Origin of the sequence: Allobosea sp. 47.2.35 (assembly GCF_024655635.1) — a bacterium.
Taxonomy (GTDB): Bacteria; Pseudomonadota; Alphaproteobacteria; order Rhizobiales; family Beijerinckiaceae; genus Allobosea.
The window spans coordinates 107,540-123,914 of the sequence record NZ_JANLGI010000013.1; the positions used below are offsets into that span (position 1 = coordinate 107,540).

At 67.5% G+C, this 16,375-nt stretch carries 17 protein-coding genes; 13 read left to right on the forward strand and 4 right to left on the reverse strand.

Annotation, left to right across the window (positions count from 1 at the left end; genetic code table 11):
• Positions 1-26: 26 nt before the first annotated feature.
• Complete coding sequence (locus NUV79_RS16710; protein WP_257734222.1) at positions 27-809, reverse strand: IclR family transcriptional regulator; 783 nt, start codon at positions 807-809, stop codon at positions 27-29.
• A gap of 142 nt (positions 810-951) precedes the next feature.
• Between NUV79_RS16710 and NUV79_RS16715 the strand changes: the two genes are divergently transcribed.
• The 7 genes from NUV79_RS16715 to NUV79_RS16745 all read left to right on the forward strand — a co-directional run bounded on the left by NUV79_RS16715 (position 952) and on the right by NUV79_RS16745 (position 6,514).
• Positions 952-1,614: an amino acid ABC transporter permease gene (locus NUV79_RS16715; RefSeq protein WP_257734223.1), complete on the forward strand. Its 663-nt coding sequence runs from the start codon at positions 952-954 to the stop codon at positions 1,612-1,614.
• Entirely contained in the window at positions 1,611-2,261 is a 651-nt protein-coding gene (locus NUV79_RS16720) for an amino acid ABC transporter permease (RefSeq protein WP_257734224.1), read from the forward strand. Before NUV79_RS16715 ends, NUV79_RS16720 begins: the two co-directional genes overlap by 4 nt.
• On the forward strand, positions 2,248-2,979 hold the full coding sequence (locus tag NUV79_RS16725; RefSeq protein WP_257734225.1) for an amino acid ABC transporter ATP-binding protein: 732 nt from the start codon (positions 2,248-2,250) through the stop codon (positions 2,977-2,979). The genes NUV79_RS16720 and NUV79_RS16725 overlap by 14 nt, the downstream gene beginning before the upstream one ends.
• 39 nt (positions 2,980-3,018) lie before the next feature.
• A complete protein-coding gene (locus NUV79_RS16730; RefSeq protein WP_257734226.1) occupies positions 3,019-3,801 on the forward strand; it encodes a transporter substrate-binding domain-containing protein in 783 nt (260 codons plus the stop codon).
• 221 nt (positions 3,802-4,022) lie between these two features.
• On the forward strand, positions 4,023-5,060 hold the full coding sequence (locus NUV79_RS16735; protein WP_257734227.1) for a succinylglutamate desuccinylase/aspartoacylase family protein: 1,038 nt from the start codon (positions 4,023-4,025) through the stop codon (positions 5,058-5,060).
• A complete protein-coding gene (locus NUV79_RS16740; RefSeq protein WP_257734228.1) occupies positions 5,060-6,004 on the forward strand; it encodes a threonine ammonia-lyase in 945 nt (314 codons plus the stop codon). Before NUV79_RS16735 ends, NUV79_RS16740 begins: the two co-directional genes overlap by 1 nt.
• Positions 6,005-6,046: 42 nt before the next feature.
• Positions 6,047-6,514, forward strand: a complete 468-nt coding sequence (locus tag NUV79_RS16745) for an MmcB family DNA repair protein (RefSeq protein ID WP_257734229.1) — start codon at positions 6,047-6,049, stop codon at positions 6,512-6,514.
• Here NUV79_RS16745 and NUV79_RS16750 read toward each other — a convergent pair.
• Positions 6,506-7,471, reverse strand: coding sequence for a LysR family transcriptional regulator (locus NUV79_RS16750; RefSeq protein WP_257734230.1), 966 nt, complete (start codon positions 7,469-7,471; stop codon positions 6,506-6,508). The genes NUV79_RS16745 and NUV79_RS16750 overlap by 9 nt on opposite strands.
• Positions 7,472-7,570: 99 nt before the next feature.
• On the opposite strand from NUV79_RS16750, the gene NUV79_RS16755 reads away from it, so the two are divergent.
• Complete coding sequence (locus NUV79_RS16755) at positions 7,571-8,749, forward strand: MFS transporter (protein ID WP_257734231.1); 1,179 nt, start codon at positions 7,571-7,573, stop codon at positions 8,747-8,749.
• Between the two features lie 73 nt (positions 8,750-8,822).
• Here the strand turns inward: NUV79_RS16755 and NUV79_RS16760 are convergent, their stop codons facing one another.
• Entirely contained in the window at positions 8,823-9,389 is a 567-nt protein-coding gene (locus tag NUV79_RS16760) for an ActR/PrrA/RegA family redox response regulator transcription factor (protein ID WP_257734232.1), read from the reverse strand.
• Between the two features lie 84 nt (positions 9,390-9,473).
• Positions 9,474-10,826, reverse strand: a complete 1,353-nt coding sequence (locus NUV79_RS16765) for an ActS/PrrB/RegB family redox-sensitive histidine kinase (RefSeq protein WP_257734233.1) — start codon at positions 10,824-10,826, stop codon at positions 9,474-9,476.
• A 181-nt stretch (positions 10,827-11,007) separates the two neighbouring features.
• Between NUV79_RS16765 and NUV79_RS16770 the strand changes: the two genes are divergently transcribed.
• The 5 genes from NUV79_RS16770 (at position 11,008) to NUV79_RS16790 (ending at position 16,308) form a co-directional block, all read left to right on the forward strand.
• Entirely contained in the window at positions 11,008-12,312 is a 1,305-nt protein-coding gene (locus NUV79_RS16770) for a polyhydroxyalkanoate depolymerase (protein WP_257734234.1), read from the forward strand.
• 47 nt (positions 12,313-12,359) lie between these two features.
• On the forward strand, positions 12,360-13,100 hold the full coding sequence (locus NUV79_RS16775; protein ID WP_257734235.1) for a M48 family metallopeptidase: 741 nt from the start codon (positions 12,360-12,362) through the stop codon (positions 13,098-13,100).
• Positions 13,101-13,193: 93 nt separating this feature from the next.
• Positions 13,194-13,409, forward strand: coding sequence for a hypothetical protein (locus NUV79_RS16780; protein WP_257734236.1), 216 nt, complete (start codon positions 13,194-13,196; stop codon positions 13,407-13,409).
• A gap of 221 nt (positions 13,410-13,630) precedes the next feature.
• Entirely contained in the window at positions 13,631-14,791 is a 1,161-nt protein-coding gene (locus tag NUV79_RS16785; RefSeq protein ID WP_257734237.1) for an amidohydrolase, read from the forward strand.
• A gap of 11 nt (positions 14,792-14,802) precedes the next feature.
• Positions 14,803-16,308: a serine hydrolase domain-containing protein gene (locus NUV79_RS16790; RefSeq protein ID WP_257734238.1), complete on the forward strand. Its 1,506-nt coding sequence runs from the start codon at positions 14,803-14,805 to the stop codon at positions 16,306-16,308.
• Positions 16,309-16,375 lie beyond the last annotated feature (67 nt).

Sequence of the window (16,375 nt, forward strand, 5' to 3'; positions counted from 1 at the left end):
TCGTCGTGCCCTTGCGTCATCTAGCCCTATAGCGACAGTTGCGAGCCGGCTTCCGCGCAGCTCGCTTTCAGCGCCTTCAGGATCACCTCCTCATCCGTCGCGATGCCGTGTCGTTGCAGGCAGGGCACGAGGATCGCCGCTTCCGCATGCCCGCCCGGTCCGATGACAGGGCAGGCGATGTCGGTCACGGCCATGATGTCGCGGCTGGCGGCGACGCGGTGCCCGAGGGCACGGATCTCCGCGAAGGTGCGCTCTGTTTCGGCGGCTTCGAGACGTTGCTTGTCGGCCTCCGACGCCTCCCGCATCAACTGGCGCCGGCGCGTCTCGCTCTGGAAGGCGAGAATGAGCATGCCGGAATTGGCGTCGAGCGCGGGCCGGCCATAGCCGGGCCGAACGATGACGCTGGCGTCGAGATGGCCGGAGGTCGTCGCCAGCACCACGGTCTGCGCCCGGCTCAGCACGACGAGATGCGCGACCTGTCCGCTCGCCTCGCTGAAGCGCTCCATCACCGGCAGCACGATCGAGGTGAGCTGGCGCCCGGCCGGTGTGCGGATGCCCAGGTCGAACAGCCGACGTGACAGGCCGAGCCGGTCCGTCCCGGCCTCACGGGCGAGGTAGCCGCGCTGCTGCAGCACGAAGACCATGCGGAAAATCTCGCTCTTCGAGCGGGCGAGGCGCTCGGCGATCTCGCGGGTCGAGAGCGGCTCGCCGACCTCAGCGAGGAGTTCGAGGATGTCGAGCCCCTTCTCCAGCGCCGGCGCCGCGTAGCTGCCCTTGTCTCCGTTCTCGGTATCCGACAGGTCGCTCATGTCTCACTGTTTCATATATGAAGCTTGACATCAAATAAGAAACGAACCTAGCCTCGCCGTCAAAGGGGAGGCTGATGGTACGATCGTCGGATCATATCGCAGGTTCTGGGAGCGTCGCGCCGCTGTCGCGCGCCGGCCGGCCATGAAATACGGCCTGCAGTTCCGCGATGTCTTCGCCGCCTGGGAATCGATCCTCGAAGGCGTCTGGATCACGCTGCTGCTCTCGGGCCTCGCGATGATCGGCGGCCTCGTCATCGGCATCGCCTGCGCCGCCGCCCGCGTCTATGGCCCTGCCTGGCTGCGCCGCATCGTCGGCACCTATGTCGAAATCATCCGCAACACGCCGCTGCTGGTGCAGCTCTTCCTGATCTTCTTCGGCCTGCCGACATTCGGCGTCAGGCTCGACGGGCTCACCGCCGCGATCATCGCGCTGGTCATCAATCTCGGCGCCTACACCACCGAGATCGTCCGCGCCGGGCTGGAGGCCGTGCCGAAGGCGCAGGTCGAGGCCGGCCATTCGCTCGGGCTCTCCGGCCTGCAGGTCTTCCGCTATGTCGTGATGTTCCCGGCGCTGAAGGCGATGTTCCCGGCGCTCGCCAGCCAGTTCGTGCTGCTGATGCTGGCGACCAGCGTCGTCTCGCAGATCTCGGTCGAGGATCTGTTCCACGCGGCCTCGATCGTGCAGTCGCGCACCTTCCGCGATTTCGAAGTCTACACCGTCATCGGCGTGCTCTATCTCGGGCTCGCCTTCGCCTTCCGCGGCCTGTTCGCGGGGCTCTACTACTGGGCGTTCGTCAGGCGATGATCCGCGAATTCGGCCTCATCGATGTGATGTACCTGATCGCGGCGGCGCGCTGGACTCTGGCGCTGACCGCGACCGCCTTCATCGGCGCGTCGCTGATCGGCATCGTCATCGCCATCGCCCGCATCTTGCCCTTCGCGCCGCTGCGCTGGCTCGCGGCGGCCTATATCCACGTCGTCCAGGGCACGCCGCTGCTGGTCTGGCTTTTCGTGATCTTCTTCGGCCTGCCGCTCGTCGGAATCTCGGTCAATCCGTGGATCGCGGCGGCAACCGCCTTCTCGGTCTATGGCAGCGCCTTCCTCGGCGAGATCTGGCGTGGCGCGCTGGTCTCTATCGCCAAGACCCAATGGGAGGCCGGCGCCTCGCTCGGCCTCTCGCTCGGAGAGCAACTGCGTTACGTCATCGTGCCGCAATCGGTCAGGGTGGCGATCCCGCCGACGGTCGGCTTCCTCGTTCAGCTCATCAAGAACACCTCGCTCGCCGCGGTGATCGGCTTCGTCGAACTGACGCGCGAGGGCCAGCTCACGGCGGCCGGCACCTACAAGCCCTTCGCCGTCTACATCACCGTCGCCGCGATCTATTTCGCGATGTGCTTCCCCCTCTCGCAATGGAGCCGCTCGATCGAGCGGAAGCTCGATGTCGCTCGTTGAAATCCACGGGATCAACAAGAGCTACGGCTCGGTCCAGGTGCTGAAGGACGTCTCGCTCGATATCGCCAAGGGCGAGGTCGTCGCCGTGATCGGCCGCTCCGGCTCGGGCAAGAGCACCATGTTGCGCTGCATCAACGGGTTGGAGCCGGTTCAGGCCGGCGTCATCTGTGTCGACGGTACGCAGGTCAACGACCCCGCGACCAACTTGCGCAAATTGCGCCAGGAGGTCGGCATCGTCTTCCAGAGCTTCAACTTGTTCCCGCATCTCTCGGTCTGCGACAACATCACGCTCGCCCCGCGCGTCGTGAAGAAACAGGCGCCGCAGGCGGCCCGCGACGTCGCCCGCGAGGTGCTGGCCCGCGTCGGGCTGGAGGACAAGCTCGACGCCTATCCCGCGCAGCTCTCCGGCGGCCAGCAGCAGCGCGTCGCCATCGCCCGCTCGCTCGCCATGCGGCCGAAGCTGATGCTGTTCGACGAGGTCACCTCGGCACTCGATCCCGAGCTCACCGGCGAGGTGCTCAAGGTGCTCGAATCCGTCGCGAAGGAGGGCATGACCATGATCCTCGTGACCCATGAGATGGGCTTCGCCCGCCGCTTCGGCTCGCGCGTCGTCTTCATGCACGAGGGCCGCATTCACGAGCAGGGCCCGGCCGCAGCCGTCCTGGCTGAACCCAAGACGCCGGAACTCCAGACCTTCCTCAGCGCGGTCCTGCACTGAGGCTGAATGCCAACGATATCAACGAGGGGAGAGAAGACGATGCGTTCACTGTTCGCAGGTTTAGCCGCCCTGGCCGTCGCCGCCTTCGGCGCCGCCGAGGCCAAGGCCGACAAGCTTCAGGACATCCTGTCCAAGGGCGTGGTCCGCATCGGCGTGCCGCTCGATGCGCCGCCCTTCGGTTCGCAGGACAAGGACCGCAAGGCGATCGGCTTCGATATCGAGATGGCCGAGATGGTCGCCAAGGGCCTCGGCGTGAAGCTGGAGATGCAGCAGATCACCGGCGCCAACCGCATCCCCTTCCTGATGACCGACAAGGTCGACATCGTCATCTCGGTGATGGGCCTGACGCCTGAACGCGCCAAGCAGATCCAGTTCACCGCGCCCTATGCCAACACCTTCCTCGCGGTCTACGGCGCGAAGAACTCAGCCGTGTCGAGCCCGGAGACGATCGGCTCGGCCCGCGTCGCCGCCGCCAAGGGCACGACGCAGGAACTCGCGATCTCGGCCGCCGCGCCGAAGGCCAGTCTGATGCGCACCGAGGACGACGCGACGGCTGCCGCCGCCTACATCACCGGTCAGGCCGATCTCCTCGCCACCAATTCGATCGTGGCGCAGGCGCTGGCCAAGCAGAACCCGAACAAGGAATTCGAGCGCAAGTTCGTCATCCGTCGCAGCCCGGCCCATATGGGCGTGCAGATGGACCAGCATAATCTCGTGCGCTGGCTCGACGGCTTCATCTTCTTCAACACGATGAACGGCGAGCTCGAGCGCCTGCACCGCAAGTACCTGGACATGCCGATGGACCCGCTGCCGACGCTGTGAGGCGGCATCCTACTCACATGAAACGCGGGGAACCCTCTCCCGGAGGGAGAGGGCAGGGTGAGGGGTAGGCCATTGGACGCTTTAGCCGTGACCTGACCGCTGCTGCGGTGAGGGCGTGCCTCACTGGTCCAAGGGCCTACACCTCCCCCTACCCCTCTCCTTACAGGAGAGGGGTTCCCCGTGCCCTTCTTTCCATGCCGATCGCACTGCCCGAGCCCGCCATGACCAGCACCCGCCCCAAGCCGACCCCGCGCCCGTCCAGCGCCTTCCTCACCGTCGATCTCGACCGCGAGGGCAAGCAGACCGGCTTCCTGATGATCCCGCATTCGCCGCATGACGACGCCTGGGGCGCGACCCGCGTGCCGATCGCCGTGATCAAGAACGGCACCGGCCCGACCGTGATCATGGAGGGCGGCAACCATGGCGACGAATACGAGGGGCCGATCACGATCTGCGACCTGATCCGCGATCTCGATCCCGGCCGCGTCCAGGGCCGCCTCATCCTGATGCCGGCGAACAACGTCCATGCCGTCATGGCCGGCCAGCGCACCTCGCCGATCGACGGGCTCAACTTCAACCGCACCTTCCCTGGCGATCCGCGCGGCACCATCACCCAGCAGATCTCGGCCTTCGTCAGCGACCACATCCTGCCGGTGGGCGACGCCTTCCTCGACCTGCATTCCGGCGGCTCTTCGCTCGACATCATCCCGAGCGCCATCGTCGAGCCGACCGACGATCCCGCCCTGCACAAGCGCAATGTCGCGGCGGTGCAGGCCTTCGATGCGCCGATGATGGTCGTGATCAGCAATCTCGGCGAGCCGCGCACCGCGACCGCCGCCGCCTGCCGCGCCGGGCTCGTCACGGTCGGCACCGAGATGGCCGGCGCCGGCACGGTCTCGCTGGAAGCGCTTGCGGTCTGCCGGCGCGGCGTCGCCAATGTGCTGAATCATCTCGGCGTCGTCGTCCGCGACAAGCCTGAGCCCAGGCGCGGCGACGGCCAGATTCTCGAATTGCCCGGCATCTCCGCTTACGTCTATGCGACGGCGGACGGCATCTTCGAACCTTTCCACGCCAATGGCACCAAGGTGAGCGCCGGCGAGCCAGCCGGCCGCATCCATTGCACCTGGGACCCGACGCGGCCGCCCGAGACGCTGCACTACGCCGCCGACGGCATCCTCTATGGCCGCCGCCAGCCGGGTCGCGTGAAGCCGGGCAATTGCTGCCTGATCGTTGCGGCGCCCTATCGCGGAACCCTGTGATGATCTCGCTTGACGATATCCGCGCCGCCCGCCAGCGCATCGCGCCTTACATCCGGAAGACCCCGACGCTGCCCTATGCCAGGACGCGCGGCGGCGATTTCGGCGGCGACGTCACGCTGAAGCTCGAATTGCTGCAGGCGGCGGGCTCCTTCAAGGCGCGCGGCGCGATGAACCGCCTTTTGACCCTGTCCAAGGACGAGCTGGCGCGCGGCGTTGTCACCGCATCCGGGGGCAATCACGGCCTCGCCATTGCCCGCTCGGCCCATGTGCTCGGCGTGCGCGCGACGATCTTCCTGCCTTCCAACGCGGCACCCGACAAGATCGCCAAGCTGCGCGACTGGGGCGCGGACGTCCATATCGTCGGCGCGATCTGGGACGATGCCAACGCCGCCGCGCTCGCCCATTCCCGCGAAACCGGCACGACCTATGCCCATCCCTTCAGCGATCCGCTGGTCGTCGCGGGCCAGGGCACGCTCGGCCTCGATATCCTCGACGACATGCCCGAGGTCGCTGTCATCCTCGTCGCCATCGGCGGCGGCGGCTTGATCACCGGCCTCTCGACGGCTGTGAAGGCCTTGCGCCCGCAGACCCGGATCATCGGCATCGAGCCGGTGGGATCGCCGACCCTGCATGCCTGTCTTGCCGCCGGGAGGCTCGTCGCGCTCGACACGCTGGAAACCCGCGTCGCCACCATGTCCTGCCGCCGGACCGATCAGGCGATCTATGAGGCGACGGCACGCAATGTTGATGAGATCGTGCTGATCACCGATGCCGAGATGGAGCGGGCGGCGAAGTCGCTCTGGTTCGAGTTCGGCATCGCGGCTGACCTGTCGGGCGCGGCGGCGCTGGCCGCGCTCCACGCGGGGCGCGTCGCGCTCTCCCGCGGCGAGAAAATCTGCGCGCTGGTCTGCGGCGCCGGCACGGATGGTTCCCTGCCGGGCTGAGCCCGGCTTGCAATCCGGGAAACAAAGAGAGAACATGATCTCATGTCTCTCACGGATTCTGTTCTCAATCCGCCGTCGGCGCGGCCCGATATCACGCGCATCGTCTGCCGCGGCGCGGCCCGGCATCTACGCGAGCGCGGCTACGCCATCGTCAAGGAGATGACCTTCGCCAACGGCCGGCGCGGCGATATCGTCGCGCTCTCGCCTTCGGGCGAGCTCTGGGTCGTCGAGGTCAAGTCGGGCATCGCTGATTACCGCGTCGACGGCAAATGGCCGGATTACCGCGATTATTGCGATGGCTTCCTCTTCGCTGTCGCACCGGAGTTCCCGCGCGAAATCCTGCCAGACGATGTCGGCCTGATCGTCGCCGACGCCTATGGCGGCGAATTGCTGCGCGAGCCGCCGCGCCATCCCTTGAGCGCGGCGCGGCGCAAGATGCTGACCATCGCATTGGCGCGGCTGGCATCGAGCCGGCTGGCCGCGATCGAGGACCCGGACGGTTCAGCCTGACAGGGCCGCCTCACGGGCTCCGGCCATTACCGCTTTTGGCACCGTGGCGAACCGGCGCAGATCGATCTCGGCGACCAGGAAATCGATGAAGGCGCGCACCCGTGCCGGCAATTTGCCGCCATGGCCGACATAGACGGCATGGATCTCCTCGATATCGCCGGGATTGAAAGCCTCCAGCACGGCGACGAGCCGGCCGGCGGCGATGTCGTCGGCGATGTGGAAGAGCGAGAGCCGGGTCAGGCCCTGTCCCGCCAGCGCCAGGCGCCGCGCGCTTTCGCCGTCGCCGACCGTGACGCGGCCATGGGCCGGGAGGAAGACGCGCTGGCCATCGATGACGAAGGGCCAGGTGTCGCGGTGACGGGCGAAGTTGAAGGTGATGAGGTCGCAGCCGGCGAGTCTCTCGGGATGGTCCGGCGTGCCATGGGCCGCCAGATAATCCGGCGATGCGACGATCGCCGAGACGCTTTCGCCGAGCTTGCGCGCGACGAGCTGTGAGGACCGCAGCGGCCCGACCCGGATCGCGACATCGGCGCGCTCGTCGACGAGGTCGATCACCGCATCGGTAATCGAGATGTCCAACTGGATGCCGGGATGCGCCGCCATGAAGCGCGGTGCCACCGGCAGCAGGAAATGCCAGCCGAAGGCGACATTGGCGTTCACGCGCAATCGCCCGCGCGGGATCTGGCAGGCGGCGACCGCCCGCTCGGCCTCGTCGAGATCGGCGAGCACGCGCAAGGTCCGCTCATGGAAGGTCGTGCCTTCCTCTGTCAGCATGAACTTGCGGGTCGAGCGCACGATCAAACGCACGCCCAGCCGCGCCTCCAGCCGTGCGACGAGCTTGCTGACCGCCGAAGGGGTCATCCTGAGTGCGCGCGCTGCCGGCGAGAAGCCGCCGAGCTCGACGACGCGGGCGAAGACTTCCATCTCGCCGGACCGGTTGATCTCGCTGCGCGGCATCGTGAATTCATCTCACAATTGCTGGTCTTTCATGCAGTCTAATTCACAAGCGCTTCCGGCGCTATCTCCGGGCCCGAACACGTTCCCCGGAGGCATCCCATGCCCGTCGCCCTCTACGCTCTTACCGTCGGTGCCTTCGGCATCGGCGTCACCGAATTCGTCATCATGGGCCTGCTCCTGCAGGTTTCCGCCGATCTCGGGATCAGCGTCCCGCTCGCCGGCCTGCTGATGACCGGCTATGCGCTCGGCGTTTTCGTCGGCGCGCCCGTGCTGACGATCGCGACCCGCTCCCTGCCACGCAAGACGACGCTGCTCGTGCTGATGGCGATCTTCACGCTGGGCAATCTCGCCGCTGCGCTGAGCCCAAGCTTCGGCTGGCTGATGGCGGCGCGCATCGTCACGGCTTTGGCGCATGGCACCTTCTTCGGCGTCGGCTCGCTTGTCGCGACCAGCCTCGTCGCGCCGGAGCGCAAGGCCTCGGCCATCGCCCTGATGTTCACCGGCCTGACGCTGGCGACCCTGCTCGGCGTGCCCTTCGGCTCCTGGCTCGGCCTCGCCTTCGGCTGGCGCTCGACCTTCTGGGCTGTGACCGCGATCGGCCTCGTCGCCCTGGTCGTCCTGGCGGTCTTCGTGCCGGCGGATCGCGAGCGCGTGGTGCCCGGCTCGCTTGCCGAGGAGTTCAAGGTGCTGGCGCGGCCGCAGGTTCAGCTTGGCCTGATCATGACCGTGCTCGGCTTCGGCGGCATTTTCGCGGTCTTCACCTTCATCCAGCCGATCCTCGTCCAGCTCGCCGGCTTCAGCGAGGCGGCGGTCTCGCCGATCCTGCTGGTCTTCGGCGGCGGCCTCGTCGTCGGCAACCTGCTCGGCGGACGCTGGGCCGATCGCAGGCTGGCTCCGGCGCTGATCGGCTCGATCACGCTGCTGACCGTCGCGATGTTCGCCTCCGGCTTCGCCTTCCACAGCCAGATCGGCGCCGTCGTCGCGGCCTTCGTGCTCGGCGCCGCCGCCTTCGCCACGGTCGCGCCGCTCCAGATGTGGGTGTTGCAGCAGGCCGGTGGCGCGGGGCAGGGGTTGGCTTCGAGCCTCAACATCGCCGCCTTCAACCTCGGCAATGCCTTCGGCGCCTGGCTCGGTGGCGCGGTGATCACGCAAGGCCTCGGCTATGGCGCGATCGCGCCGGTCGCCGCCGTGGTGCCGTTGCTGGCGCTCGGCCTCGCCGTCTTCGCGGTCTCGCTGGAGCGCCGTGCCGCCCGGCTCGCTCCAGCTTGCGCGACCTGAGCCGCGCAAGCATGAGACATGAAAAAGCCCGCCGGACATGTCGTCCGGCGGGCTTTCCGCATTCAAGCTGGGATCAGCGCGGGGCGCGCTTGGCGAGGATGCGCTGCAAGGTGCGGCGATGCATGCCGAGGCGGCGGGCCGTCTCCGAGACATTGCGGCTGCACAATTCGTAGACGCGCTGGATATGCTCCCAGCGCACCCGGTCGGCCGACATCGGATTTTCCGGCGGCTGGGGCCGGGCGTCGCGCTGCGCGGCGAGCGCGGCATGGATTTCGTCGGCATCGGCGGGCTTCGCGAGGAAATCGAAGGCTCCGAGCTTCACGGCGCTGACGGCGGTCGCGATATTGCCGTAACCGGTCAGGACCACGCCGCGCGCATCGGGGCGGCGTTCCTTGAGGCGGGCGATCACGTCGAGGCCGTTGCCGTCGCCGAGGCGCAGGTCGATCACGGCGAAGGCGGGGGCGGCCTCTTCCACGGCGGCGATGCCGGCCGCGACACTGTCGGCGATGCGCACGGCATAGCCGCGGCCTTCCATGGCGCGGGCGAGGCGGGTCAGGAACGGTTTGTCGTCGTCCACCAGCAGAAGGGACATGTCGGCGGCCGGACCAGGCCTTTCGGTTTCGCTCGCTGCGTCCTGCATCGTCTTCTCCTTGCCGCTTCTCGGCGCGCTGCGGCTGCGCGTATGAGGGTTTCGCTTCGCTGGCAGGCGCCCTGTGGAGCCTGCTCAGCCAGGTTCATGTAAGGCCGATGCGCCCGCCTGGGTACCCCCATCGACAGGCAGGTCGGCTTCGAAATCGTCGCGGGACCAGGCGATCTTGATCGAGGCGCCGCTCGCGGGCGCCGGCCTGTTCGAGAATTCCAGGGTCGCGCCACCCCGCTCCAGCAGGGTCTTGGCGATGAAGAGGCCGAGCCCGAGGCCGCCACCTGCGCGGCCTTCGCCGGAGCCGCGCGAGAGATAGGGGTCACCTGCGCGCATCAGCACGTCCGGCGGGAAGCCCGGCCCGTCATCGGCGATCACCAGCACGACCTGGCTCTGGCTCCATTCCGCCGAGATGGCCACCGCTGAGCGCGCGAAATCCACGGCGTTGTCGACGATATTGCCGAGGCCGTAGATCATCCCGGGATTGCGGCGGCAGACCGGCTCCGGCTTCTCCCCGGTCATCGTGATCTCGAAGGGCGTGCCGAAGGGCCGCTGCGGCCCGGCCGCTTCCTCGATCAGCAGGCGCAAGGTGAGCTGGCCGAGAGGCCCGGCATCCTCGTCCTGCAGGCTGGAGAGCTTGCCGAGGATGCCGCGGCAGCGCTCCACCTGCTCGCGCAAGAGCGCGATATCCTCGGCCATCTCGCCATCGGGTGGGGCGAGGCGCGTCAGTTCGCGCGCGACGAGCGCGATCGTGCCGAGCGGCGTACCGAGCTCATGTGCGGCGGCGGCGGCGAGCCCATCGAGCTGCGACAGATGCTGCTCGCGCGCCAGCACCAGTTCGGTCGCAGCGAGCGCGTCGGAAAGGTCGCGCGCCTCCTTGGCGACGCGCCAGGCATAGATGCCGGTGAAGCCGAGGCCGAGCACGAGCGCGGCCCAGTTGCCGAGCTGGTAGAAAGCCGGCAGCACCGGCCGGTCCTCACCGGCCCAGGGCAATGGCAGGTGATAGCGGCTGAGCAGGGTCGCAAGGCCCATCGCCAGCAGGCCGAGAACCAAGGTGCGCTGCGGCGGCAGCGCCGTCGCCGAGATCATCACCGGCGCCAGGAACAGGATCGCGAACGGATTCTGCAATCCGCCGGTCATGAAGAGCAGGGCCGCGAGCTGGGCGATGTCGAAGCCAAGCAGGGCGGTCGCGGCCTTGTCGTTGAGGCGGTGGCTCAGCGGAAAGCGGATGCGCAGCGCGATATTGAGCCAGGCGGAGACCGCGATGATGCCGAAGCACCAGCCGAAGGGAAGCGGAAAGCCGAGGCCGAAATGCACGCCGGCGACGGCGAGGCTTTGGCCTGCAATGGCGAGCCAGCGCAGCCGGACCAGCGTGTCGAGGCGCAAATGACGGCTGGAACGCGCCAGAACCGGCGCGGAAAGGTCCGGAAAGCTCACGTTTCGAGGGTCTCCCGCCCGCCGCCAGCCGGTGGTTTGTCTGGCTTCATCCACATTGCAGGAAAATCTTAGCCTTTAGCCGGGTTGAATGAGAACAAAATCAACGTAAGGTGCGATGCTGCGTCGCATCATCGCATGTTGCGTCGCCGGAAGGACGTTCAATCGTATGTACGGGGCTGCCATGTCGTTCGCCTACCATGCCTACGAAGCGGTTCACATGATGGTGAGCCCGGTGCGCGGGGTTTCGGATGCGATGCATCTGGCCTTCAAGAACCCGGCCAATCCGCTGACCTACACGCCGTTCGGACGCAGCGTCGCGGCTTCCTGCGAGCTCTTCGAGCGCATGACGCGCCGCTACGGTAAGCCGGCCTTCGGCCTCGACGAGACCACGATCAACGGCGTCAAGGTCGCCGTCGAGGAGCGGGTTGTCTGGGAGCGCCCCTTCTGCAAGCTGGTCTATTTCGACCGCAAGATTCCATCCAGCCGCCGCAAGCCGCAGCCCAAGGTGCTGCTGGTCGCGCCGATGTCGGGCCATTACGCCACGCTGCTGCGCGGCACGGTCGAGGCCTTCCTGCCCGGCCATGAGGTCTACATCACCGACTGGATCGATGCCCGCCTTGTGCCGCTCTCCGAGGGTCGCTTCGACCTCGACGACTACATCGACTACGTCATCGGCATGCTGCAGATGCTGGGTCCGGACACCCATGTCATGGCGATCTGCCAGCCATCCGTGCCGGTCATCGCCGCGATCGCCCGCATGGAGGCCGAATCCGACCCCTGCGCGCCGCGTTCGATGACGCTGATGGGCGGCCCGATCGACACCCGCCGCTCGCCGACCGCCGTCAACCAGCTTGCGATGGAGCGCGGCACGGACTGGTTCCGCCGCAACTGCATCACCGTCGTGCCGTTCCCGAGCCTGGGCGCTTTCCGGCAGGTCTATCCGGGCTTCATGCAGCTCTCGGGCTTCATGGCGATGAATATCGACCGCCACGTCACCGCCCATTACGACATGTTCAAGCATCTCGTCAGCGGCGACGGCGATTCCGCCGAGAAGCATCGCGACTTCTACGACGAGTACCTGGCGGTGATGGACCTCACCGCCGAGTTCTATCTCCAGACTGTCGACACCGTCTTTGTGAAGCACTCCCTGCCCAAGGGCGAGATGATGCATCGCGACAAGCCGGTCGACCTCACCGCCATCCGCCGCGTCGCGCTGATGACGGTCGAGGGCGAGATGGATGACATCTCCGGCGTCGGCCAGACGCAGGCCGCGCATGACCTCTGCGTCAACATCCCCGACGACAAGCGCGTCCATTACCTCCAGCCGAAGGTCGGCCATTACGGCGTCTTCAACGGCTCGCGCTTCCGCTCCGAGATTCAGCCGCGCATCTCCGACTTCATGGTCAGCCTCGACATGGAAGCGGCCAAGGAGCGCCGCGACGACAGCGCCAAAGAGCAGCGCAAGGCGCTCAAGATCGCGGGCTGAAGCTCGTCCCTTTCTAATCGCCCGCGAATCCCGCACAATCGCGGGCGATGCGCATCTCCCTGTTCAGGCGCCAGCCGGACCCCGACCGGATCGAGGTCGTGCATGCCGGCACGCGCTATGCCGTTCTGGTCAAGCGTCGCGCCGCTGCACGGCGGATGACCCTGCGCGTCTCGCAGGCGACCGGCGAGATCACCTTGACCCTGCCCGAGCGGGCCGATTTCGCGGCTGGCCGCACCTTCGCCGAGAACCATGGCGGCTGGATCGCGGCGCGCATGGCCAAGCGCCCGCGGCCTGTGCCCTTCGAGCCCGGCCAGAGCATACCCTTGCGCGGCGTGCCGCATCGCATCGTCCACTGGTCGAAGGCGCGCGGGCTGACGCAGGCGACGCGTGACGCTGACGGCGCGCCCGTCATCGCGGTGGCCGGCGATGCCGCCCATGTCGCGCGCCGGGTCAAGGATTTCCTGCGGAAGCTCGCGCTCGAGGATATCGAGAAGGCGGTGCGCCGCCACACCGCGACGCTCGGCATCCCCGCCCGCAAGATCACCATCCGCGACACGACGAGCCGCTGGGGTTCCTGCTCCTCTCAAAGGGATCTCAGCTTCTCCTGGCGCCTGGTCCTGGCGCCGTCCCCGGTGCTCGATTATCTCGCGGCCCATGAGGTGGCGCATCTCAAGGAGATGAACCACTCGCATCGCTTCTGGGCGCTGACCCACAAGCTCTGCCCCCATACCGAGGAGGCGGAGGGCTGGCTGAAGCGCCATGGCGCCAGCCTGCATGGCTATGGTTAAGCCGGCAGCGCTGCCGCAATTCCGCCGTTAACCACTTCCTGAAGCCTGCCCCCGCACACTGAAGGCCGATTCGCTTTCAGCGTGAGTATGCCTATGGGTCAGGTCATCGCGTTCCGCCTTCCGCAACAGCCGGCTGCCGCCGCCGAGCCTGTGCTCGGCCTGATGTCGGCCGTCGATTTCGCCCTGCGCGATCTCGCCGAGATTCTCCCCCATATCGCGCTGGATTCGGCGCGACAGCAGGCCGAAGCCTGCCGGGCGATGCTGGCGCAGGCCTTCAATGCCGAGATCGAGGCCGAACTCGGCAACTGATCTACAGCATTTTCGAGCGAAGTGGACACCGGTTCGCGTGAAGAAAATGCGTTACATCAAAGGCGTAGAGCAGTTTCGCGATTTGAAGAATTGCGGATTGCTCTAGCGCTCGCGCATGCCGCCCCCGGCGATGACGCGGGTTGCCGAAGCGGCTGAAGTGTCGAACCTTTCCGGGAAAGAGCCGGTGATCCGCCGGTGAAACAGCCCGGGAGGCTTCATCCGTGTTCCTGACCAACAGCGATATGGTCGATCTCGTCGATCTCCGGCATCGGCTGCATCGCAGGCCTGAAATCTCGGGCGAGGAGCGCGAGACCGCCGCGACCATCGTCGAATTCCTGAAGCCGACCGGGCCTGACCACATCGTCACCGAGCTCGGCGGCCATGGCGTCGCGGCGATCTACGAGGGCGTTGAGCCCGGCCCGACAGTGCTGATCCGCGCCGAACTCGACGCGCTGCCGATCGAGGAACTCTCCGACAGCGACCATCGCTCCGAGATCCCCGGCAAGGGCCATCTCTGCGGCCATGACGGCCATATGACTATCCTCGCCGGTCTGGCGCGCGGCCTGCAGCGCAATCCGCCCAAGAAGGGCCGCGCCATCCTGCTGTTCCAGCCGGCCGAGGAGACCGGCGCGGGCGCCGCTGCGGTGATGGCCGATCCGAAATTCGAGGAGATCGTGCCGGATTACGCCTTCTCACTGCACAACCGTCCGGGCGTGCCCGTCGGCCATGCCCGCATCTCGGAAGGCGCCGCCAACTGCGCCTCGCGCGGCATCAAGATCATCCTGACCGGCGAGACCTCGCATGCCTCGACGCCCGAGCATGGCCGTTCGCCGGCCCCGGCCATCGCATCGCTGATCCCCGCCCTTACCGCGCTCGGACCGGGCGGCCCGCTCGACGCCAGTTTCCGGCTCGTGACGGTGACCCATGTCGAGATCGGTGAGCAGGCCTTCGGCATCGCGCCGGGCCAAGGCGAGCTCTGGGCGACGCTGCGCACCGTCAACGATGCGCAGATGGGCGCGCTCTGCGAAGCTGCCGAGAAGCTTGCGCGCGAGGCGGCCGAGGCCGGGAGGCTGACGGTCGAGATCAGCTATCACGACATCTTCCACCATTGCGAGAACGAGCCGGAGGCCGTCGCGATGCTGCGCCGGGCGATGGACGAGGAGAAGGTGCCGCATGGCCCGACGCCGCCCTCGCGCGGCTCGGAGGATTTCGGCCTGTTCGGGCGCCGGTCCAAATCGGCGATGTTCCTGCTCGGCTCGGGCGAGACGGCGCATCTGCACAATCCGGATTTCGACTTCCCGGATGATGCGATCGGCCCCGGCGCGCGCGTCTTCATGCGGGCCCTGCGCAATCTCCTCGGCGAAGCCCGCCCGCAGGGTTGAGGGAGCAGGACATGGCCCTGAACTGGACCCGCGCCGCGTCCCGCGCGCAGGAAATCGCCGCGAGCTGGCAAAGTGCAGCCGGGCCGGGCGGCGCCGTCGTGCTCTTCGATCGCGACGGCGTACGCGAGGCCTTTGCCGGCGGCCACGCCAGCATCGAATATGGCGTACCCTTCACGGCGCAGACGCCGAACCGCTTCGCCTCGATCAGCAAGCATATCCTCGCGATCGCCTTGCTGCGCGCCGGCATCCCGCTCGATGCGCCGCTCGGCCGCTGGCTGAAGGAATTGTCCGCGCCGCTCGCTGCGGTCGAACTCGGCCGCGCCCTCGACATGACCGGCGCTCTGCCGGACATGATGGAGGCCCTCTGGCACCAGGGCGTGCCCTTCACCGCGACCTTGAGTGCGGAGGAGGTTTTCGCGTTCGCTTGCAGCCTGCCCGCGCTCAATGCCGAGCCCGGCACCGAGATGGCCTATTCCAACACCGGCTGGCGGCTCGGGCAGCGTATCCTCGAGCAGGTCACGGGCAAACCCTACAAGGAAACCGTCGCGGAGCTCTCCGGCGAACTGGGTGCCGCCTTCCGCCTGCCCTATGACGCCTCGGAAATCGTTCCCGGCCTCGCCACCGGCTACTGGAACGACGGCACGGCCTGGCGGCGCGGCCATAATGGTCCGCATTTCTCCGCCTCGGGCGGAATCGTCGGTTCCGCCGCCGATCTCGCCGGCTGGGCCTCGGCCCTGCTGGCGGGCCGCGGCCCGCTCGCTGGCATGCTGGAGCGCCTGACGGCGCCGCGCCATTTCGCTGACGGCAGCGAGAGCGTCTATCGATTGGGCCTTGTCTGCAGCCGGCTCGGCGAGACCGGCATCGTCGGCCATGGCGGCTCGCTCGCCGGCTATCGCAACCATTTCTGGATGTCGCCGGCCCATGGCGTTGGTGTCGTCGTGCTGTCCAACCGCGAGGAAGAGGCACTCTGGCCAGCCCTCACGGTACTGGCAGCCCTGCTCGGGCAGGACCTGCCGACGATTGCCGAAGCGCCGGTCGGCCTCTTCGCCAGCGGCGAGGGGCCGTTCTGGGCCGAACTCGCCACGGATTCGATCAGCTTCATGGGCGGTTTCGAGCGCCTTGTGACGGATGGCGATGGCGGCCTGCGCAGCCTGCCGGCCTATCTCGACATCCGCCTGAAGCGGGAAGGAGAGGATCGCCTCACCGGCCTGATCGGTGGCGTGCCGCGCTCGCTCCGGCGCGTGCCGGCCGATACGCGGCTCGATCCGCGCCTGGTCGGGCGCTGGCGCGATCCGCGCTTCGGCACGGAGATCGAGATCCGGGCCGATGGCACGGCGCTGATGCCCTGGCCTGCCAGTGGGACCGCCTCGCGCCTGACACCGCTGCCGAACGGCCGCGCGCTCGCCGATCACCTGCACGGCCCGTGGCGCGCGCGGCCCTGCCTCTGGCTCGATGCGGAAGGCAGCTTGCGGGTTGCCGGCCATCGGGCAAGAATTTTGCAGATGCAACGAGCATGAAACGCGCCGGCTGAGGCGGCTCCGCAGAGGGGCGGTGCCGCAGGGCCGGTGACGAAGGAGGAGAACG